This window comes from Micromonospora sp. WMMD964, from assembly GCF_029581455.1.
Taxonomy (GTDB): Bacteria; Actinomycetota; Actinomycetes; order Mycobacteriales; family Micromonosporaceae; genus Micromonospora.
Window position 1 is genome coordinate 2,466,651 of the sequence record NZ_CP120860.1, and the last position, 20,225, is coordinate 2,486,875.

Sequence of the window (20,225 nt, forward strand, 5' to 3'; positions counted from 1 at the left end):
GACGTCAATCGGGCCGCTCTCGTGGGCCGGCTGCGCGCCGCCGGTTGCGTCTACGCCGAGGACGAGGCCGAACTGCTGCTGGCCGCCGCCGATTCACCGGCCGCGTTGGCCGACCTGGCCGACCGGCGGGTCGCCGGTGAACCGCTGGAGTACCTGCTCGGGTGGGCCGAGTTCGCCGGCCTGCGGATCGCCGTCGACGCGGGCGTCTTCGTCCCGCGCGCCCGGACCGCCCTGCTGGTCGAGGTGGCGGTCGAGGTGACCGGCCCGACCCCGGCCGTGGTGGACCTCTGCTGCGGCTCCGGCGCCACCACTGTCGCGCTGGCGCACCGGCTCACGCCACGCTGGCTGGCCGCCGCCGACGTCGACCCGGCGGCCGTCGCGTGCGCGCGGCGCAACGTCGACGGGTTGACCATCGAGGTGTACGAGGGCGACCTCTTCGCGCCCCTGCCCCGGCGCTGGCGGGGGCGGCTGGACCTCGTCCTCTGCAACGCCCCGTACGTGCCGACCGAGGCGGTGGCGTTGATGCCTCCCGAGGCGCGGCTGCACGAGGCCCCGGTGGCCCTCGACGGCGGGCCGGACGGGCTCACCGTGCTGCGCCGGGTCGGCGTCGACGCGGCCGAATGGCTGACCCCGGGAGGGCACCTGGTGGTCGAGGCCGGTGTCACCCAGGTGGACGCGCTCTGCGCCGCGTTCACCGCCGCCGGCCTGCTCCCCACCGTGCGCCACGACGAGGACCTGGACGCCACCGCGGTCCTCGCCCGCCGCCCCACCTGAGCCTCGCCGCGCTCGGTACCCGCCGGGTGCCCGTCGCCCGCGCCGGGCTGCCCGCGCCAGGTCCCCCCGCCCCCGCGTTGGGTTGCCCCGCGTTGGGTTGCCCCGCGCGCAGGGTGCCCCGCGCGCAGGGTGCCCCGCGCGCAGGGTGCCCCGCGCTGGGGTGCCCCGCCGCCAAGATCCGCACAACATCAGGGATGTTGGTGTCTCCCGCGCGTCGGAGGCAGCAACATCCGGGAAGTTGCGCGGATCTTGGCGTGGGGCGTGGGGCGTGGGGCGTGGGGTGTGGGGTGTGGGGGGTGGGGTGTGGGGTGTGGGGTGTGGGGCGGGCCGGGCGTGGGGGCGGGCCGGGCGTGGCGGGGGGCCGGGCGTGGGGCGGGCCGGGCGTGGCGGGGGAGAGGGCTTGGCACTAGCCTCGGCTCACAATCATGACGGCGGGAGGCGGTTTCGGTGGGCAGCGCAGGGGTGCCGGTGGTCGTCGGGTTGGACAACGGCGGCACGAGCAACAACGCCACCGTGCTGACGGTGGACGGCCGCTTCCTGGTGGACGGGCTGCTGGAGATCCCCAGCGAGGTGCAGGCCGGGCCCGAGGCGGCGATCGAGGCGCTGGCCCGGGCGCTGGACGGTGCCCTGGCCCAGACCGGAGTGCCGCGCGAGCTGGTTCAGGCCGTCGGGCTGGACACTCCCGGCCCGGCCAGCGCCGACGGCGTCATCTCGTCGCGGGGCTCCACCAACTTCTCCCAGCCGGCCTGGCGGGGCTTCGACGTACGGGGAGCGCTGCAACGGCGGCTCGGCCTGCCGGTGATCTACCACAATGACGGCAACGCGGCGGCGCTCTACGCGCACCACGTCCACTTCGGCGCCGAGGCGATGACCCGCTCGTCGGTCGCCGCGATCGTCGGCACCGGCCTCGGCGGTGGCGTGGTGGAGAGCGGTCGGGTGATCGCCGGTGCGGCCGGCATGGCCGGGGAACTCGGCCACGTGCACATCCCGCTGAGCGGGCTGCTCGGCCCGGACCAGCCCGAACCCACCTGCGCCTGTGGCTTCACCGGTGACGTCGAGAGCGTCGCCTCGCTGACCGGCATCGAGCGCAACCTGTTGCCGTACTGGCTGACCCGGTACCCGGACCACCCGCTCGCCGCCGAACCGGTGGCCCGGGCCGCGAAGCTGGTACGCGGATACGGCGAACGGGGGGACGCCCTCGCGCGGGACCTGTTCGCCCAGCAGGCGATGGCGTTGGGACGGCTGTTCACCGTGGCGGCGAACTTCACCGACCCGCACGCGTACTTCGTCGGCGGTGGGGTGGTCGAGGCGGCGCCGGAGTTCCGCGACTGGTTCCTGGCGACGGTCCGCGAGCACACCGTGCTCCGCGAGGAGCAGGCGGCCGTGGCCACCTTCGCGTTGGTGCCGGACCGGGACATGGCCGGTGCCCGGGGCGTGGCGATCGCCGCCCTGGAAAGGCTGCGTGCGGCTCCGGAGCCCAGCCCGCTGGTCGCGTGAGGCCCGCCCCCATCCGCCGACTGTGCCTTGAGCCCGGCGTGCCCTGCGCCTGGCGTGCGTCGGGCTGGCCGTGCCGAAGGGCCGTTCGCTGATCGGCCCTGCCTGGGCTGGCCGTGCGTTGGGCTGGCCGTGCCGAGACCGGCCGTGCCGAGGTGGTCGGCCGGGGCTCGGCCCGGCCCGCCGCGCCCTCTTGTCGACGGCGCGGCGGGCGGTGGGCAGGCGTCGGGGTCGCTGCGTGGGGCGCGGGATCTGGTCAGGGGCGGGGTGGTGCCTGGGCGAAGGCGGCCCAGGCGGCGGTCGGGAACAGCAGGGCCGGGCCGGCCGGGTCCTTGGAGTCGCGGACGGCCACCAGCCGCGGCAGCGCGGCAACCTCGACGCAGGCGCCCTCGTCGCCGCTGCGGCTGCTCTTGCGCCACGCCGCTGCGGCCAAGGCCGCTGTGATTGTCGGTGTCATCGGTCCTACCGTCCCTTCAGGACTGACAGGAGCATCTCGCGGCTGTCCGCCGGGCTGAGCGCCACGCTTCGGAGATGCTCCATGATCTTGGTGCAGGTACGCGTCTCGCCGGCCCGGTCCAGGATCATCTGACCCGCGACTGTCTCCACCGAGGCGATGATCGGGTCCTCCGGGTCGGCGAACTCGAGGATGTGCAGTGAGCCCCGCGTGCCCCGGTGGTAACCGGCCGACAGTGGGATCACCTGGACGCTGATGTTCGGCAGCTCGGCCATCTTGACCAGGTGGCGTAGTTGACCGTCCATCACCGACCGGTCGCCGACCGGGCGTAGCAACGCGCCCTCGTCGATGATCGCGTCGAAGATGGGCGGGTTGTCGCCGGTGAGCCGTTGTTGTCGGTCCAGCCGGATCTTGACCCGTTGCTCCACCAGGTCGTCGCCGAGGGTGTGCGGCCCGCCGCGCATCACGCCACGGACGTAGTCGGCGGTCTGCAACAGGCCGGGCACCACCGAGGGCTCGAAGTTGGCGATGGCCGTGGCCTCGGCCTCCAACGCGATGAAGTCGATGGTGCGCGGGTCCAGCAGGTACGAGTACGACACCCACCAGCCCGGCTTGCGGGCGTCTTTGGCGAGTAGCACCGCTGCGGCCACCTCCTCGGCACTCACCCCGTACGACGTGAGCAGGGCGCGCACGGTGGCGGGGGTGATCAGGGTCTGGGCGTTCTCGTATCGGGAGAGGGTGCTGCGGGTGCTGTTGATCTCATCCGCCGCGGTCTCCAGCGTCAGCCCGGCAGCTTCCCGGTGATGGCGCAGGGCGATGCCGAGCCGGCGGGCACGGGCGGTCTTCGGAGCCATACATCGATGGTCGCACACATTCGCGGGAACGTCTGCATGAGAGAACGTCGATGAGAGTTGCATTCACGGCTGTACACGTGTCAATCTGTTATCGCGTCCTCACCGCCGGTTGTCGTGGCGACGGTGGTGGTGAGCGACCGGAGGGGATGGGGCGCGCGGCGATCGGGTTTCTCCCCCGTACCCGATCGTCGCGTGCCGCCCCGCCATCCCGGCCCGCCGGAAGGAGACGACGTGGGAACCTGCCCGCAGCCCCCCGCCGTGCACGCGGGCGGCCGTCGATGACCCGCTTCCTCGTGGTGCTCACCGACGTGCGCCCGGTGGAGGGCATCGAGCGCAACGAGCGGGTCGCGCCGGAGCGGCGCCGGCAGGTGGTCGGTGCCAGCAGTCGCGAGGCCGCCGACCGGATCGCCGGGGCGTTCATGGCGCTGGGCATGGTGCGGGCCGGCCGGCAGCGGGTGAAGGTGATAGCCGTCGGTCGACGGCACTCCCGGGACTGAGGTCGACGGCACTGCCGGCGCTGGATAGGCCCAGGTCACCGGCCTGCGAGACCTCTAGCGCACCGTCACGCACCGTATATCCTCTGTTGACCGATTGCCGTGTCGTGCCGTGGCTCGCCGGGTATCGCCTCGCCCCGCCGCCACGCACAGTAAGGTCAACCGGGTGAGCGCCACCGGCGAGCACGACCAGCCGCAGTCGCGTACGAAGAGGTGACCGGAGTGACCACCCCAGGCAAGACCCGCGTGGCGATCGTGTTCGGCGGCCGCAGCCCGGAGCACGGCATCTCCTGCGTCAGCGCCGGTAGCGTGTTCGAGGCGCTCGACCCGGACGAGTTCGAGGTGGTGCCCGTCGGCATCACCCGGGCCGGCCAGTGGGTGCTGACCGACGGCGATCCCGCCCAGCTCGCGATCAACGCCCGTCAGTTGCCGGAGATCACCGCAGACTCCGGCGACGACGTCGTGCTGCGCGCCGACCCCACGGGCAACGGGTTGATGGTGCTCGACCCCACCGAGGGTCCGCGGGTGCTGGCCGACGTGGACGTGGTCTTCCCGGTGCTGCACGGCGCGTACGGCGAGGACGGCACCATCCAGGGAATGCTGGAGATGGCCGGCATCCCCTACGTCGGGGCGAACGTGTTCGCGTCCGCCGCCGCGATGGACAAGGAGTTCACCAAGAAGCTCTGCGCCGTCGAGGGCATCCCGGTCGGCGCGTACGCGGTGCTGCGCAACGGGATGACGCTCAGCGAGCAGGACAAGGAGCGGCTGGGCCTGCCGGTGTTCGTCAAGCCGTCCCGGGCCGGGTCGTCGTTCGGCGTCAGCAAGGTCAGCGACTGGGCGCAGCTGGACGACGCGGTCGCCGCCGCCCGGAAGTTCGACCCGAAGGTCATCATCGAGGCCGCCATCGTCGGCCGTGAGGTCGAGTGCGGTGTGCTGGAGGGCGAGGCCGGCGGCGCGCCGGAAGCGTCGGTGCTGGCCGAGGTGCGGGTCGTCGCCGACCACGACTTCTACGACTTCGAGGCGAAGTACCTCGACGACTCGTGCGAGTACGACATTCCGGCGAACCTGCCGGAGCGGGTGACCCGCCAGGTGCAGGAGTACGCGGTCCGCGCGTTCACCGCACTGGACTGCGCCGGCCTGGCCCGGGCGGACTTCTTCGTCACGCCCGAGCTGGACGTCTACCTCAACGAGATCAACACGATGCCCGGGTTCACCCCGACGTCGATGTTCCCGCGGATGTGGGCGGCCGCCGGTCTGGAATATCCGAAGCTGGTCAACCGGCTGATCCGCACCGCCCAGCGGCGCGGCGTCGGCCTGCACTGAGCAGCCAGCCCCGCCCGGTCAGCCGGCGTGGGGCCCGCCCAGCATCGACCGTCGACGGCGGGGCCCACGCGACGTGAGCCCGCCGACGGCAGCGCCGGCCGCCGATGGCAGCGCCCACCCAACGTGAGCCCGCCGACGGCAGCCACCGCTCAGCGTCGGCCGCCGACGAGGGTGCGCCTGCTCAGCGTTGGCAGCCGGACGGGATGGCGCCGCCGGACGGCACGGTCGCCACGATCGTGCTGGAGATGGCCGGCACCCACTGCAAGGGCTGCTCGTACGAGCGGGGAACCCGCACGGTGATCAGCGTCTCCCGGTCGACGGTGCTGAGCACTGCCGCGTCGGCCTGCTCGGCCAGGTGCCAGCAGACCCGGTTGACCGTCCAGACCTCGTCGGTGCTGGGGAACGTCGGCTCGGTGCCGCCGCAGGCCACGGTGAGCGCGGGATCGCCGTACGCGGCGTTCTGCTCGGGACCGGCGGTCACCGGCCGCTGGGCCAGGTCGCGGATGCTCGCCGGTAGCTGGGAGAGCAGTGCCCGGCAGACGGTGGCCGGTCGAGCGGCCAGCGCCGGGGCGGCCATCTGCACGGGGGTGGTGGACTGCACCTGGACGCCGCTGGCGGACGGTGTCGGCGCGGCGACCGGCGTGTCCGGGGCGAGCTTGGTGAAGGCCAGCGCTGCCACCAACAACGTGACGGGCAACGCGATCAACGTGGCCAGGAGGGCGGCACCGCGGATGGTCCGGTCCCGACCGGCCGGCGCGGCGGCGGGCTGGTCGGCCGGTTCGCGGTTACCGTCAGCCGGCCCACGCGTCCCGTCAGCCGAGTCACCCGTCCCGTCGGCCGCCTCGCGCGTCCCGTCGTCGTCCAACGCGGAGGAGGAGGTCGTCATCTCGTCCACTTACAGCCGCACCACCGAACACGTGAGGGTGCGGGTGATCCCGGGCACCATCTGCACCTTGCTGACGATGAGTTTGCCCAGCTCGTCGACGGTGTTCGCCTCGGTGAGGACAACCACGTCGTACGGCCCGGTGACGGCGTCGACGCGTACGACGCCGGAGATGTCCGCGATGAGACCCGCCACGTCACGTGCGCGGCCGACCTCGGTCTGGATGAGGATGTACGCCTGTACCACGACTCGACCTCCGTCCGTCGCCGCTCGGGAGCGGCCCGAAGGGTGAAACTACCTTACGGACCAGGTCTGATCCCTATCGGTGGTCAAGGAGCAGCGGTGAGCGAGCACGGCGGAGCCGGGCGGCACGGGCGGAACGGCGGCGGTGGCGTCAGCGTGTCCGGGATCGGGGAGTTCGGGCTGATCGGGAGGATCACCGCTCGACTGTCGTACGGGCCGACGACACTGCTCGGCCCCGGTGACGACGCGGCGGTGGTGACCGCCCCGGACGGCCGGGTGGTGGCCTCCACGGACGTGCTGGTCGACGGGCGACACTTCCGGCGGGACTGGTGCTCGGCCCGCGACGTGGGGCACAAGGCGGCGGCCGCCAACCTGGCGGACATCGCGGCGATGGGCGCGACGCCGACGGCCCTCTTGGTCGCCCTCTGCATGCCGGCGGACCTGGAGACCGGCTGGGCGGAGGAGTTGGCGGACGGGCTGTCCGCGGAGGCGGCGACGGTCGGCGCGAGTGTCGTCGGCGGGGACATGTCCTCCAGTCCCACGCTGACCGTCGCGGTGACCGCGCTCGGCGACCTGCAGGGGCGCCCGCCGGTGGTGCGGTCCGGTGCCCGTCCGGGGGACGTGCTCGCCCTGGCCGGACGCACCGGGTACGCGGGAGCCGGGCTGAACGTGCTCACCCGGGGGTTCCGGACCCCCCGCCTGCTGGTCGAGGCGTACCGGCGGCCGCAGGTGCCCTACCCGGCCGGGCCGCAGGCCGCCACGCTCGGCGCCACCTCGATGATCGACGTGTCGGACGGGCTGCTCGCCGATCTCGGGCACGTGTCGACGGCGAGCGGGGTGGCCATCGACGTCCGCCGGGACGCGTTCGAGGTGCCCCGGCAGATGGCCGACGCCGCGCAGGCGCTCGGCGTCGACCCGTACACCTGGATCCTGGCCGGTGGCGAGGACCACGCGCTGGCCGCGACCTTCCCCCCGGCGGTGGCGTTGCCACCGGAGTGGCGGCCGATCGGTGTGGTCACACACGGTGGCGGTGTGACCGTCGACGGAGCGCCCTACGACGGCCCGACCGGCTGGGACCACTTCCGTTAGGGCCCTGCGCCCGCCGTACCCTGGACACCGTGAGTGAGATCGAGATCCGGGTGGTGCGGTTCGACGCACCGGTGGCGCAGCAGTTGATCCGAGCCGCACTGGCCGACCTCGGTGCCCGCTACGGCGGCTCCGGCGACGACACCCCGGTGGACGCGAGCGAGTTCGAGCCGCCGGACGGTGCGTTCCTGGTCGCCTACCTGGCCGGTGAGCCGGTCGGCTGTGGCGGCTGGCGCAGCCATGGCGCGGACACCGCGGAGTTGAAGCGGATGTACACGGCGCCGGCGGCGCGGGGGCGCGGCGTGGCCCGCGCGGTCCTGGCTGCCGTCGAGCGCTCGGCCCGTGAGCAGGGCCGCAAGCGGGTGGTCCTGGAGTGCGGTGACAAGCAGCCCGAGGCGATCGCCATGTACGGCTCAGCGGGGTACGAGCGGATCCCGAACTTCGGCTTCTACAAGGACGCGGAGGGCTGCGTCTCCTTCGGCCGCACCCTCTGACCTGCGGGTCCGCTGCGCGCGCCCGACGGGTGCGGACACGACAGAGCCGGCGGACCTCAGGGTCCGCCGGCTGAGCCGTACGAGAAAGTGGGTGCTACCGCGTCAGGCGCGGGTGACCTTGCCGGCCTTGATGCACGAGGTGCAGACCTTCAACTTCTTGGTGTTGCCGCCACCGGCCGGGGTACGCACCGACTGGATGTTCGGGTTCCAGCGGCGGTTGGTCCGCCGGTGCGAGTGGGACACGTTGTGGCCGAAGCCCGGTCCCTTGCCACAGACGTCGCACACGCTAGCCACGGGATACTCCTGGGATTGATACGTTCATGGGGTCGCCGGCAGGTGCTACCCGGGCAACCTGGTCAGGTTACCCGATGACTCGCCGACCCGGCCAACCGGCCCGGTCCGGCGCTCGTTCGCGCTCCGGCTCCCACCTGGTCGAGGGCCCGTCCGCCCGCGAGTGGGCCGGCCCGGCGGCAACGCTACCGGAGGTGTCCGCCCGCGCTGCCGTCCCCGCGAGACCGGGACGCGGAGGACACGCCGGACGACTCCGGCGCGTGTCGGTGCGCGCCAGTAGGCTTCTGCCCGTGCTGGACACCCTCGACGCCGCCACGGTCCGCCGCTGGTGCGCGAGCGGGTTGGCCGCGCTCAAGCGCCACCAGGGCGAGATCGACCAGCTCAACGTCTACCCGGTGCCCGACGGTGACACCGGCACCAATCTGGTGCTCACCCTCACCTCGGCGCAGCAGGCGCTCGCGATGGATCTGGACACTCTCCCCGACAGCGGGCCGACCGCACACGGGCACGCGCTGCGGCTGATGGCGCAGGGCGCGCTGCTCGGTGCGCGGGGCAACTCCGGGGTGATCCTCTCGCAGATCCTGCGGGGGGTCGCCGACGAGGTCGCCGTGGTGCCTGTGGTGCGCGGTCGGGAGTTGGCCGCCGCGCTGCGTTCCGGCACCGCCGCCGCGTACACCGCGGTCGCCCGGCCGGTCGAGGGCACGGTGCTCACCGTGGTCGCGGCGGCCGCCACGGCAGCCGAACAGGCCGACAGCGACGACCTGCCGGCGGTGGCCCGCGTCGCGGCCCGGGCCGCGACCGAGGCGCTCGCCCGGACCCCGGAGCAACTGCCGGCGTTGGCCCGCGCGGGTGTCGTCGACGCCGGTGGCCGAGGGCTCTGCGTGCTGCTCGACGCCCTGGTCGCGGTGCTCACCGGCGAGACCGACGCCCGGCCCGCGCCGCCGCCGCGCTCCGTCCGTCCGGCGGCCACCGCCGCCCGGGAGACCGGCTCCGAGGAGTACGCGTACGAGGTGCAGTTCCTCCTCGACGCAGGCGTTGAGGCGGTCGACGGGTTGCGGCGGACGCTCGACGCCTTGGGGGATTCCCTGGTCGTCGTCGGCGACGGGCGGGAGCCGGAGGCCACCTGGAACGTGCACGTGCACGTCAACGACGTGGGCGCGGCGGTCGAGGCCGGTGTCGCCGCCGGTCGGCCGTACCGGATCTCGGTGACCCGCTTCGCCGACCAGCCGGAGTCGCCCCCGGGGCCGGTGGCGACCGGCCGGGCCGCGGTGGTGGTCGCCACCGGGGGTGGCATCGCCGAGTTGTTCGCCGCGGAGGGCGCCACCGTCGTGCCGGGTAACCCGTCCACCGGTGAGTTGCTGGACGCCGTCCGCAGCACCGGTGCGGCCCGGGTGGTGGTGCTGCCCAACGACGCCGACACGGAGGCCGTGGCCAGCGCGGCGGCGCGCGAGGCCCACCGGCACGGCATCAAGGTGAGCGTGGTGCCGACCCGCTCGCCCGTGCAGGCGCTCGCCGCCCTCGCGGTCCGCGACGGCGACCGCCGCTTCGAGGACGACGTGATCGCGATGGCCGAGGCGGCCGGCGCGTGCCGCTACGCCGAGGTCTGCCACGCCAGCCGGGAGGCGCTGACCGTCGCCGGGCCGTGCCGCCCCGGCGACGTCCTGGCGCTGGTCGAGGGGGAGGTGCACCTGATCGGCACCGACCTCACCGACACCTGCGCCGCAGTCGTCGACCGGATGCTCGGCGGCGGCGGCGAGATGGTCACCCTGTTGGCCGGGCTGGACGCCCCGGCCGGGCTCACCGACGCCGTCCGCGCCCACGTCGCGAGTCGCTGGCCGTTCGTCGAGGTGCACGCGTACCCGGGGGGCCAGCCGTTTTATCCGCTCCTGGTAGGGATCGAATGAGCGAACCAGCCACCGTGGACACTCCGCTGAAGAAGCTGGTCGGGGACAAGACGGCCAAGGCGTTGGCCACGCACCTCGACCTGCACACCGCGGGTGACCTGGTCTACCACTTCCCGCGCCGCTACGACGAGCGCGGCGAGCACACCGACATCCGTTCCCTGGACGTCGGCGAGCAGGTCACCGTGCTGGCCCAGGTGCAGCGCACCGCGGTGCGTCCGATGCGGCAGCGGCGGGGCAACCTGCTGGAGGTGACCGTCGGCGACGGCTCCGGCGGGGTCCTGACGTTGACGTTCTTCGGCAACCAGGCGTGGCGCGAGCGGGAGCTGCGCCCCGGTCGGTGGGGGCTGTTCGCCGGCAAGGTCACCGAGTTCCGGGGCAAACGGCAGCTCAACGGCCCGGAGTACGTGCTGCTCGGCGAAGGTGGGGACGGCGAGGCGGCGGTCAACGACGAGATCGAGGAGTTCGCCGGTGCGTTGATCCCCGTCTACCCGGCCGCGGCGGCCCTGCCGACCTGGGTGATCGCCCGGTGCGTACGCGTCGTGCTGGACACGTTCACCCCGCCGGACGATCCGCTGCCGGCCGACGTGCGAGCCGGCCGCAAGCTGGTCGGGCTGGGCACCGCGCTGAAGGAGATCCACCGGCCGTCCAGCAAGGAGGCACTGCACCGGGCACGGCGGCGGCTCAAGTGGGACGAGGCGTTCGCCGTCCAGTTGACCCTGGTCCAGCGCAAGCACCGGGCAGCCGACTGGCCGGCCCGACCCCGCCCGGCCCGGCCAGGTGGGCTGCTGGAGGCATTCGACGCCCGTCTGCCGTACGAGCTGACGGAAGGCCAGCGCGACGTGGGCGTCGAGATCGCCGCGGACCTGGCCGCACCGCACCCGATGCACCGCCTGTTGCAGGGTGAGGTGGGCTCGGGCAAGACCGTCGTGGCGTTACGGGCGATGCTTCAGGTGGTCGACGCGGGCGGGCAGGCCGCGCTCCTGGCGCCCACCGAGGTGCTGGCCGCCCAGCACCACCGCGGCATGCTCGACCTGCTCGGGCCGCTCGGCAGAGCCGGCGAGCTGGGTTCCGCCGAGCACGCCACCCGGGTCGAGCTGGTCACCGGCTCGCTGGGCGCGGCGGCCCGGCGGCGGGCGCTCGGCGAGGTCGCCAGCGGTGCCGCGGGCATCGTGCTCGGCACCCACGCCCTGCTCTACGAGGGGGTCGACTTCGCCGACCTCGGCCTGGTGGTCGTCGACGAGCAACACCGCTTCGGCGTGGAGCAACGCGACGCCCTGCGGGCCAAGGCCGACCAGCCGCCACACGTGCTGGTGATGACGGCCACGCCCATCCCGCGCACGGTGGCGATGACCGTCTACGGCGACCTGGAGGTCTCCACCCTCTCCCAGCTCCCCCGGGGGCGGTCGCCGATCGCCTCGCACGTGGTGCCGGCCGCCGAGAAGCCGGCCTACCTGGACCGGGCCTGGCGTCGGCTACGCGAGGAGGTGAACGCCGGCCACCAGGCGTACGTGGTCTGTCCCCGGATCGGTGACGGTCCCACCTCCGACGAGGAGCCGCCACCCGAGGACGACAACGGTCGACGCCCGCCGCTGGCGGTGACCGAGGTGGCACCGCTGCTGGCCGAGGGGCCGCTGCACGGGCTGCGGATCGGGGTGCTGCACGGTCGTCTGCCGGCCGACGAGAAGGACGCGGTGATGCGGTCCTTCGCCGCCGGTGACCTGGACGTGCTGGTGGCGACCACCGTGATCGAGGTCGGCGTGGACGTGCCGAACGCGACCGTGATGATCGTGTTGGACGCGGACCGTTTCGGTGTCTCCCAACTGCACCAGTTGCGGGGTCGGGTCGGCCGGGGTGCCGCCGCCGGGCTCTGTCTGCTGGTCAGCGAGGCGGCCGAGGGGTCGTCGGCGCGGGAACGGCTGGACGCGGTGGCGTCCACCAGCGACGGTTTCAAGCTCGCCGAGCTGGATCTGGAACAGCGCCGTGAGGGTGACGTGCTGGGCGCCACCCAGTCCGGGCACCGGTCGCACCTGCGGCTGCTGTCGCTGCGACGGGACACCGAGCTGATCCGCGACGCCCGTGCCGAGGCGATCACCCTGATCGAGGACGACCCGGAGCTGACCCGCAACCCGGCGCTGGCCGCCTCGGTGGCCGCGTTGGTGGACGAGGACCGCGCGGAGTACCTGGAGAAGGGCTGAGGCCCGCTGACCTGACCTCCACCGGGCGACTGCGGCCCGCTCGGGCCCTCGCCCCGGCGTGGGCCCCGCTCGCGCTCCGGGCTGCTCCGGCCCGCGCTGGCTCGCGCCCGCTGGTGATCCACTCCCGTTTCAGGAAACCGGGGGGTCGAGCCCTGAGGGATGCCCCGGCTTCAATGACTCCGAGTCGATCACGCTGCCCAGGGCGACCGGCGGGCCGTGCAGCCGGCGGGCCGTGCAGCGCATGACGAGGTTGCCCAGGGCTTGGCGGGCCACCTCGCGCATGACAGAGGGCGCGCCGACCGGATGGTCGACGCGCCCTCTGTCGTCAGAGCGGGTTGTTTCAGGCGGTGAAGGTCACCCGACGCCGCCGGGCGATGACGAAGAGCACCGCGCCGGCGATCAGCAGCGCGATCGCACCGGCGGCGATGCCGCCCGCCGCCGCACCGGTGACCGGGAGGCCCGGCTCCTCGCCACCGGCGCCACCGCCGCCGCAGTTGCCCTCCGGCGTGTAGATGGCTTCCATCTCCAGGTCGAGGTCGGGCAGCGCGACGAGCGCCGACTCGGCCTTACCGGCCGTGAAGGTCACGGTCTCCGACTTGCCGGAGGCGACCGTACGGGTCTCGTTCTTGTCGCCGTAGGTGAACGTCGCCTTGACCGGGAGGCCACCCTCGGGGTTGGTCACGGTGAGGGCGAAGTTCTTGCAGTCGGCCTTGGTGGTGACGGCCGGCAGCGGGCAGTCCTCGGGGCGCTGCCACGAGTACGTGCCGTTCTCGACGACCTTGCCGTCGACCAGCACCTCGATCTTGCCGGCGTCGGCGGCGGGAACCACGACGCTGGTGTCGGCCTTGCCGGCCGGGACGGAGACCTTCTTGGTGAAGCCGTTCTCGCCCTTGACCTCGAACTCGACCGCGTACTTGCTGATCTTGCCGTCGTTGCTCAGCGACACGGCGACGGAACCGTCGCAGTTGGACGCGAAGGTCGAGGCCGGGGTGGTGCAGCTCTTGCTGCCGCCGTTGTACCAGCCCTGCGGGCCCTTCGAGCGGTTACCCGGGGCGCCCGCCGAACCGAGCTTCTTGTCGCCGTAGCGCTTGCCACCGTCGACCAGCTCGTCGATGACCTCGTCCTTGCCGCCCCAGATCAGGTCGACCTGGGTGTGGCAGTCCGGGATCTCCACGTTCAGCTCGATCTCGGTCTGGGTGCCACCGATCCAGTTGCTGTCCGGCGTGCCGTAGACGTACTGCGGGGTGGCGAACTGCGGCCGGGGCGCGAAGTACGACACCAGCGTGAACCACTGCTTGCCCTCGCCGCAGAGCGGCAGGTCACCGTCGAGCTTGACGGTGGCGGTGCCCTTCGGACCGTCGAAGGTGTGGCTGTACTTGGCCTTGTCGACGTCGACGCACTTCGGTGCCGGCGCGCAGGAGCTGTCGGCGGCCAGGTTGATGCTGCCGTCGTTGGTGGCCTCCTGCCCGTTCTTCTTCCACTTGCCGAAGATGGTGAGCTTGGCGGTGGCGGTGTCGCCCGGCACCCGCTGGACGGCCAGGACGCTGGCGCCCTTGCGGATGACGTAGCCCTGCAGCGGGACCGCCTCGGAGCCCTCGACGGGCACGGTGACCTCGGTCGCCGGCTCCGCGGTCACCGTCTTGAGGGTGACCGCCTTGTCGCGCTCGCTGTTCTCGACCTTCCAGGTGATCACGCGCTCGCCGGTGAGCCGGTCACAGTCGGCTACGGCGGTGATCGTGGTGTGGTGCGCGCTGGCCGGGCCGGCCACCGCGACTGCCCCGGTGAGGCCGATGAGGGCGGCTCCCAGGATGGCCAGCGGTCGCTGTAGCGACAGCTTGGGACGGATCACGGGTACTCCTGGAGTGCTGAAGCGTCAGGGGTGTGGCACGGGAGTGACAGTGGACGGTCGCTGCACGTCCGATTGGAGAGGCGCCCTCCCGTACCGCGGGCCGGTGGGTTGCCGCCGGCACCCGGCAGACCCTAGCGAGATCGTCGGTCGTGAGACAGCGCTCAGGATTTGCTAAGACGGATGTTATGAAGTTGAGATCATTGATATACGAGAAGTGATCACGTGGTCTTCGTGGTGGTACCGACCGTGTCGGGCGATAGGTCCGACGGGTCGCGTAGCGTCGCGGGTATGAGCAGGAGGAGACCGTGACCCGGATCGTGGCCGGCGCACTGGGTGGCCGGCGGATCGCCGCGCCTTCCGGCGCCGGCACCAGACCCACGTCCGACCGGGTCCGGGAGGCGCTGTTCAGCGCCGTCGAGGCCGAGGTCGACCTCGACGGCGCCCGCTTCGCCGACCTGTACGCCGGTTCCGGCGCGGTCGGGCTGGAGGCGCTCTCCCGGGGTGCCCGGCACGTGCTGCTTGTCGAGTCCGACCCACGGGCGGCCCGGGTGATCCGGGAGAACATCGCGACCCTGGGCGTCGGCCCGGCCGCCCGCCTGGTCGCCGGCAAGGTGGCGACGGCGCTGGCCGCCGGCCCGGACGGCGGGCCGTACGACGTGGTCTTCGCCGATCCGCCCTACGCGGTCCCGGACGAGGAGATCACCGCCCTGTTGGCCGCTCTGGTCGACGGCGGGTGGCTGGCGCCCGACGCGCTCGTGGTGGTGGAGCGGTCCAGTCGGACCAGGCAGTTCGACTGGGTGGACGGCATCACCTCCGACCGCAGTCGCCGTTACGGCGAGACCACACTTTGGTACGGTCGCCGATCATGAGACGTGCGGTGTGCCCCGGTTCGTTCGATCCGGTCACCAACGGACACCTCGACATCATCGGGCGGGCCAGTCGGCTCTTCGACGAGGTGATCGTCGGTGTGCTGGTGAACCAGTCGAAGAGTGGCCTGTTCACCGTCGAGGAGCGGATCGACATGCTCCGCGAGGTGACCTCGTCGTACGGGAACGTGCGGGTCGAGTCGTTCCGGGGACTGCTGGTGGACTTCTGCCGGGCCCAGCAGGCGAGTGTGCTGATCAAGGGTCTGCGGGCGGTCAGTGACTTCGACTACGAGTTGCAGATGGCCCAGATGAACATCGGGCTGGCGGGCGTCGAGACGTTGTTCATGCCGACCAACCCGCTCTACTCGTTCCTCTCGTCGAGCCTCGTCAAGGACGTGGCCAAGTGGGGCGGCGACATCTCCGCGCACGTCCCCGACCCGGTCCGTAAAGCCCTCCAGGCCCGGCTCGGCCCCCGTAGCTGATCCGCTCGCTTCCGGCGGCGGCCACACCGACCGGGTCGCCGTCACGCCCCTTTTGCGCGAATTCGAGGCAAGAGTACGGGCACGGTGGGCGCCGGGTGACGATGTCGCGACGCGCCGGGTTGGGGTGGATGGGGCGCGGGTGGGGCGGGCACGCCATGATTGGTGGCGCGGGGAACGGCCGTAGCCCGCATCATGGAGGTCGGCCGAAGAACGACAGGAGTGAGGTACCGGTGGACCCGCTCGATCGCATCGACGAACTGATCGCCATGGTGGAGCAGGCCCGCTCCGTCCCGATGTCGCGCAACAACTGCATGGTCGACCGGGGCGAGACGATCGCGGCCCTCGACGAGATACGTGCCGACCTCCCCGCCGACCTGCGTCGCGCCGCCGCGCTCCTGGAGGAGCGGGACAAGATCATGGAGGCCGGCAAGCGCGAGGCGGACCGGATCATCAGCGAGGGTGAGGCAGAACACGCCCGCCTGGTCTCGGTGAACGAGATCACCGTGTCGGCCGAGCACGAGGGTGCCCGGATCATCGCCGAGGCCCGGGCCGAGGCGCAGCGCCTGCGTGAGGAGGTCGACGACTACGTCGACACCGCGCTGGCCAACTTCGAACAGTTCCTCACCCGGGCGCTGGCCTCGATAGAGCGCGGCCGGGACAAGATGCACGCCCTGCGGGAGATCGGCACGTTCGCTGGGGACGAGGCGGAACGCCCGCTACCCTTCTGAGCGGCACCTCACCAGCCGACATTCTCGCCGCAGGCGTCGCCCCCGGTTCGACGGTCCGGCGGTCGTCCAGGTAACCTTTTTTGTCGGCCTCTCACCGGCCGGAGTCTAACTATGCCCAAGCACTCGCCATCGACACTCAACCCCAGGTCGCCGCTGGTCCTCGACACGAGGGACCTGCCGCGCCGCCCTGGCGCGTTGCGTGAGGTCAAGCGGGTCGTGCCGGCACCGGCGGACCTCGGTGTGGAGATGATCGGCGTGCCGGAGGGTGCGGATCTCGACCTCGATCTGAGGTTGCAGTCGGTGTCCGAGGGCGTGCTCGTCTCCGGGACCATCACCGGTCCCGTCAAGGGCGAGTGCGGCCGTTGCCTGCGCGAGATCAACGACTCGATGGGCGTGACGATCCAGGAGCTGTACGCGTACGAGGACAGCACCACGGACGCCACGACCGACGAGGACGAGGTGGGCCGGATGCAGGGCGATCTGATCGACCTGGAGCCGGCGCTGCGGGACGCGTTGGTGCTCACGCTGCCGACCAACCCGCTCTGCCGGGAGGACTGCCCAGGACTGTGCCCCGAATGCGGGGCGCACTGGGACGATCTGCCGGCCGACCACAGTCACCAGCAGATCGACCCGCGTTGGGCGGGCCTGTCGCAACTGACCGTTACAGAGGAGTAAGAACCGTGGCCGTCCCGAAGCGCAAGATGTCGCGCAGCAACACCCGGTCCCGCCGGGCGAACTGGAAGGCGACCGTGGTCGCGACCGTTGCGTGCCCGCAGTGCAAGTCCCCGAAGCTGCCGCACGCCGCTTGCTCCGTCTGCGGCACCTACAACGGCCGCCAGGTTCTCGAGGTCTGACCTGGACGCCCAGTGACGCCCCCGACCTCAGGTCGGGCGGCGCGCGCATCCTGGCATTCGCCCGGTGCCCCGGCTCCCTCCGACGCCCGGCCGACTCCGGCCGGCGTTCCCGTGGAGCCGGGCACCGCGCGGATCGCCGTTGACCTCCTCGGCGGGGACGACGCTCCCGCCGTCGTGGTTGACGGCGCTCTGCGGGCCATGCGCGCCGACCCTGATCTGCACCTGCTCCTCGTCGGCCCGGCCGAGGTCGCCGACGAGTTGATCGCTGAGCTCGATCCGGCGCAGCGCGTCCGGGTCGCGGTGCGGCCCGTCCGCGACGTGGTCGGCATGGCCGACCACCCCAGCGCCGCCCGCGCGGAGAGCACCGTCCGCGCCGCGGTCACCGCCGTCCGCGACGGCACCGCCGACGCTCTGGTGTCCGCCGGTGCCACCGGTGCCACCGTCACCGCTGCCGTTCTCGGCCTCGGCCGCTGGCCGGAGATCCGCCAACCCGCCCTGGTCGCCACCCTGCCCGCCGTGGCCGGGCCGGTCGTCCTGCTCGATGTCGGTGGCTCCCTGGAGCCCCGCCCGGCCACCCTCGCCCGGCACGCCGTCCTCGGCGCCGCCTACGCCGCGGTGGCCCACTCGATCTCCGCGCCCCGGGTCGGGCTGCTGTCGGTCGGCACCGAGGCCGGCAAGGGGGACCGGGTCCGTCGGGCCACCGACCCGTTGCTCACCGTCGAGCCGCTCCCCGCCGGGGCGCGCTACGTCGGCCTGGTCGAGGGGTACGACGTGACCCTCGGCGCGCGCGCCGACGTGGTCGTCACCGACGGCTTCACCGGTAACGTGCTGCTCAAGGCCATCGAGGGCGCGTACGCCATGGCCGGCGGTCCTCCCGCCGAAGGTGGCGCTCCCCGCGCTGCCGCCCTCCTGGGCGTGGCGGGGACGGTGGTCGTCTGCCACGGTTCCGCCCGCGCCGGCGACGTCGCCTCCGGCATCGCCCTCGCCGCTCACCTGTGGCGTCGGCGCGCCACCGATCTGGTCTCCGCGTTGCTCGACGGCGACGCCGTGACGGACCGCACCAATCGTTCCACCGACACCGAGGTACGCACATCATGAGCAACGACAAGAGGCGGCGGGTGTCCGTCAGTCACCTGGAAGCGGCTTTCGGCGTGAGCCTCGAACCCGAGCTGCTCCAGCGCGCGCTGACCCACCGCTCGTACGCGTACGAGAACGGTGGGCTGCCCACCAACGAGCGCCTGGAGTTCCTCGGCGACTCGGTGCTCGGCGTGGTGATCACCACGGCGCTGTTCCACAACCACCCGGACCTGCCCGAGGGGCAGTTGGCCAAGCTGCGGGCCAGCGTGGTCAACATGCGGGCGTTGGCGGACGTGGCCCGTGGTCTGGGTCCGGACGGGCTCGGCGCGTACCTGCTGCTCGGCAAGGGCGAGGAGACCACCGGCGGCCGGGACAAGGCGAGCATCCTCGCCGACACGCTGGAGGCGCTGCTCGGCGCGATCTACCTCCAGTACGGGTTGGACACGACGGGCATCGTCATCCACCGGCTGTTCGACCCGTTGATGGCCGAGTCGGCCGGTCGGGGGGCCGCGCTGGACTGGAAGACCAGCCTGCAGGAGCTGACGGCGGCGCTCGGGCTGGGCGTTCCGGAGTACCGGATCGAGGGCACCGGCCCTGATCATCTGAAGACCTTCACCGCCTGGGTGGTGGTGGCCGGCAACCGGTACGGCGGTGCCGAGGGGCGCAGCAAGAAGGAGGCCGAGCAGCGCGCCGCCGAGGCCGCCTGGCGGACGCTCGCCGAGCAGAACGGCCAGAACGGTGACGAGGGCCAGACCGATGGTGCCGCCCCGACCAGCCAGGGCGGGCAGGCCAACGGCGCCGCGCAGACCAACGGTGCCGGGCGGACCGGCGACGAGTCGGTCGGTCCGCTGGAACGCGCCGAGCGGGCGGCTCAGGCCGAGCAGGCCGACCACCTGGCGCAGGCCCTGCCGGCCGGGGGCGCCGACGGCCACGAGACCGGGTCGCGGCGTGCCTGAGCTGCCCGAGGTCGAGACCGTCCGGCAGGGGCTGGCCGAGTGGGTCGTCGGCCGCCGGATCGTCTCGGTCGAGGTCCGTCATCCGCGTGCGGTCCGCCGGCACGTTCCCGGTGACGTGCACTTCGCCGACGTGCTCGCCGGTCGGACGGTGCTCGGCGCCCGCCGTCGCGGGAAGTACCTGTGGCTGCCACTGGACAGCGGCGACGCGATAGTCGGTCACCTCGGCATGTCCGGTCAGATGCTGCTCCAGCCGTCCGGCACCGTCGACGAGACCCATCTGCGGGTCCGGTTCCGGTTCGCCGACGACGGGCCGGAGCTGCGTTTCGTCGACCAACGCACGTTCGGTGGGCTCTCGGTGAGCGAAGGCGGAGCCGAGCTGCCCGACGAGATCGCGCACATCGCCCGTGACCCGATCGACCCGGAGTTCTCCGACGCGGGGTTCGTCGCCGCGCTGCGTCGCCGGCACACCGAGGTGAAACGGGCCCTGCTCGACCAGACCCTGATCTCCGGGGTGGGCAACATCTACGCCGACGAGGCGCTCTGGCGGGCTCGACTGCACGGCGGGCGACCCACGGACGCGCTGACCGGCCCGGCCGTGCAGCGCCTGCTCGGCCATGTCCGCGACGTGCTCGGCGAGGCGATCCGTGAGGGCGGCACCAGCTTCGACGCCCTCTACGTCAACGTCAACGGGGAGAGCGGTTACTTCGACCGGGCGCTCAACGCGTACGGCCGTGAGGGTGAGCCGTGCCGCCGGTGCGGTACGCCGATCCGCCGCGAGGCGTTCATGAACCGGTCCTCGTACAGCTGCCCGCGCTGCCAACCGCGGCCCCGGGGTTCCCTTCGGGGATGACCCGGAGTCGACTCCGGGGCTGCATCGGCGGGTCGCGGCGGACCGCTCCGGACCGTACCCCGGCGTACGTCCGA

The 20,225-nt window shown here is 72.5% G+C and carries 22 protein-coding genes; 16 read left to right on the forward strand and 6 right to left on the reverse strand.

The annotated features are described in order from the left end of the window. The first annotated feature begins 21 nt into the window (after positions 1 to 21). Both O7616_RS11540 and O7616_RS11545 read left to right on the forward strand, forming a co-directional pair. Positions 22 to 774, forward strand: a complete 753-nt coding sequence (locus tag O7616_RS11540; protein WP_282307595.1) for a putative protein N(5)-glutamine methyltransferase — start codon at positions 22 to 24, stop codon at positions 772 to 774. A gap of 447 nt (positions 775 to 1,221) precedes the next feature. Continuing rightward, the gene (locus tag O7616_RS11545; RefSeq protein ID WP_282306803.1) at positions 1,222 to 2,271 is read left to right on the forward strand and encodes an ROK family protein; all 1,050 of its coding nucleotides are present in this window, start codon (positions 1,222 to 1,224) and stop codon (positions 2,269 to 2,271) included. A gap of 253 nt (positions 2,272 to 2,524) precedes the next feature. Here O7616_RS11545 and O7616_RS11550 read toward each other — a convergent pair whose 3' ends face one another. Both O7616_RS11550 and O7616_RS11555 read right to left on the reverse strand, forming a co-directional pair. Next, positions 2,525 to 2,725, reverse strand: a complete 201-nt coding sequence (locus O7616_RS11550; protein ID WP_282262021.1) for a DUF397 domain-containing protein — start codon at positions 2,723 to 2,725, stop codon at positions 2,525 to 2,527. Between the two features lie 5 nt (positions 2,726 to 2,730). Beyond that, positions 2,731 to 3,576 carry a helix-turn-helix transcriptional regulator gene (locus tag O7616_RS11555; protein WP_282262020.1) on the reverse strand — a complete coding sequence of 282 codons (846 nt, stop codon included), beginning with the start codon at positions 3,574 to 3,576 and terminating at the stop codon, positions 2,731 to 2,733. 278 nt (positions 3,577 to 3,854) lie between these two features. On the opposite strand from O7616_RS11555, the gene O7616_RS11560 reads away from it, so the two are divergent. Together O7616_RS11560 and O7616_RS11565 are read left to right on the forward strand one after the other, a co-directional pair. Further along, complete coding sequence (locus tag O7616_RS11560; protein WP_145785114.1) at positions 3,855 to 4,073, forward strand: hypothetical protein; 219 nt, start codon at positions 3,855 to 3,857, stop codon at positions 4,071 to 4,073. 219 nt (positions 4,074 to 4,292) lie between these two features. Next, on the forward strand, positions 4,293 to 5,393 hold the full coding sequence (locus tag O7616_RS11565; protein ID WP_282306804.1) for a D-alanine--D-alanine ligase family protein: 1,101 nt from the start codon (positions 4,293 to 4,295) through the stop codon (positions 5,391 to 5,393). Positions 5,394 to 5,574: 181 nt separating this feature from the next. On the opposite strand, the gene O7616_RS11570 is transcribed toward O7616_RS11565, so the two are convergent. Then, positions 5,575 to 6,288, reverse strand: coding sequence for a DUF3515 family protein (locus O7616_RS11570; RefSeq protein WP_282306805.1), 714 nt, complete (start codon positions 6,286 to 6,288; stop codon positions 5,575 to 5,577). Continuing rightward, positions 6,289 to 6,522 carry an Lrp/AsnC ligand binding domain-containing protein gene (locus tag O7616_RS11575; protein WP_030335303.1) on the reverse strand — a complete coding sequence of 78 codons (234 nt, stop codon included), beginning with the start codon at positions 6,520 to 6,522 and terminating at the stop codon, positions 6,289 to 6,291. A 153-nt stretch (positions 6,523 to 6,675) separates the two neighbouring features. On the opposite strand from O7616_RS11575, the gene O7616_RS11580 reads away from it, so the two are divergent. Further along, complete coding sequence (locus tag O7616_RS11580) at positions 6,676 to 7,608, forward strand: thiamine-phosphate kinase (RefSeq protein WP_282307596.1); 933 nt, start codon at positions 6,676 to 6,678, stop codon at positions 7,606 to 7,608. A 29-nt stretch (positions 7,609 to 7,637) separates the two neighbouring features. Continuing rightward, the gene (locus O7616_RS11585; protein WP_282306806.1) at positions 7,638 to 8,099 is read left to right on the forward strand and encodes a GNAT family N-acetyltransferase; all 462 of its coding nucleotides are present in this window, start codon (positions 7,638 to 7,640) and stop codon (positions 8,097 to 8,099) included. Positions 8,100 to 8,201: 102 nt separating this feature from the next. Here O7616_RS11585 and rpmB read toward each other — a convergent pair whose 3' ends face one another. Continuing rightward, positions 8,202 to 8,393, reverse strand: a complete 192-nt coding sequence (gene rpmB / locus O7616_RS11590; RefSeq protein ID WP_011905179.1) for a 50S ribosomal protein L28 — start codon at positions 8,391 to 8,393, stop codon at positions 8,202 to 8,204. A gap of 287 nt (positions 8,394 to 8,680) precedes the next feature. Here rpmB and O7616_RS11595 point away from each other — a divergent pair, with 287 nt between their 5' ends. Continuing rightward, positions 8,681 to 10,294 carry a DAK2 domain-containing protein gene (locus tag O7616_RS11595; RefSeq protein ID WP_282306807.1) on the forward strand — a complete coding sequence of 538 codons (1,614 nt, stop codon included), beginning with the start codon at positions 8,681 to 8,683 and terminating at the stop codon, positions 10,292 to 10,294. Next, a complete protein-coding gene (recG, locus tag O7616_RS11600; protein WP_282306808.1) occupies positions 10,291 to 12,489 on the forward strand; it encodes an ATP-dependent DNA helicase RecG in 2,199 nt (732 codons plus the stop codon). Before O7616_RS11595 ends, recG begins: the two co-directional genes overlap by 4 nt. Before the next feature lie 340 nt (positions 12,490 to 12,829). On the opposite strand, the gene O7616_RS11605 is transcribed toward recG, so the two are convergent. After that, positions 12,830 to 14,338 (reverse strand): cell wall anchor protein, encoded by a 1,509-nt coding sequence (locus tag O7616_RS11605; RefSeq protein ID WP_282306809.1) that lies wholly within the window; start codon positions 14,336 to 14,338, stop codon positions 12,830 to 12,832. Positions 14,339 to 14,643: 305 nt separating this feature from the next. Here O7616_RS11605 and rsmD point away from each other — a divergent pair, with 305 nt between their 5' ends. The 8 genes from rsmD to mutM all read left to right on the forward strand — a co-directional run bounded on the left by rsmD (position 14,644) and on the right by mutM (position 20,151). Continuing rightward, positions 14,644 to 15,207, forward strand: a complete 564-nt coding sequence (gene rsmD / locus O7616_RS11610) for a 16S rRNA (guanine(966)-N(2))-methyltransferase RsmD (RefSeq protein ID WP_282306810.1) — start codon at positions 14,644 to 14,646, stop codon at positions 15,205 to 15,207. Continuing rightward, a complete protein-coding gene (gene coaD, locus O7616_RS11615; RefSeq protein ID WP_088991071.1) occupies positions 15,204 to 15,686 on the forward strand; it encodes a pantetheine-phosphate adenylyltransferase in 483 nt (160 codons plus the stop codon). The genes rsmD and coaD overlap by 4 nt, the downstream gene beginning before the upstream one ends. Before the next feature lie 230 nt (positions 15,687 to 15,916). Then, positions 15,917 to 16,414: a hypothetical protein gene (locus O7616_RS11620; RefSeq protein ID WP_088991070.1), complete on the forward strand. Its 498-nt coding sequence runs from the start codon at positions 15,917 to 15,919 to the stop codon at positions 16,412 to 16,414. Between the two features lie 111 nt (positions 16,415 to 16,525). Next, positions 16,526 to 17,089, forward strand: a complete 564-nt coding sequence (locus O7616_RS11625; RefSeq protein WP_282262008.1) for a YceD family protein — start codon at positions 16,526 to 16,528, stop codon at positions 17,087 to 17,089. 5 nt (positions 17,090 to 17,094) lie between these two features. Next, a complete protein-coding gene (gene rpmF / locus O7616_RS11630) occupies positions 17,095 to 17,268 on the forward strand; it encodes a 50S ribosomal protein L32 (RefSeq protein ID WP_030335284.1) in 174 nt (57 codons plus the stop codon). 111 nt (positions 17,269 to 17,379) lie between these two features. Then, complete coding sequence (locus O7616_RS11635; protein ID WP_282262007.1) at positions 17,380 to 18,366, forward strand: phosphate acyltransferase PlsX; 987 nt, start codon at positions 17,380 to 17,382, stop codon at positions 18,364 to 18,366. After that, positions 18,363 to 19,301 (forward strand): ribonuclease III, encoded by a 939-nt coding sequence (rnc, locus tag O7616_RS11640; protein ID WP_282306811.1) that lies wholly within the window; start codon positions 18,363 to 18,365, stop codon positions 19,299 to 19,301. Before O7616_RS11635 ends, rnc begins: the two co-directional genes overlap by 4 nt. Further along, entirely contained in the window at positions 19,294 to 20,151 is an 858-nt protein-coding gene (mutM, locus tag O7616_RS11645; protein ID WP_282306812.1) for a bifunctional DNA-formamidopyrimidine glycosylase/DNA-(apurinic or apyrimidinic site) lyase, read from the forward strand. Before rnc ends, mutM begins: the two co-directional genes overlap by 8 nt. Positions 20,152 to 20,225 lie beyond the last annotated feature (74 nt).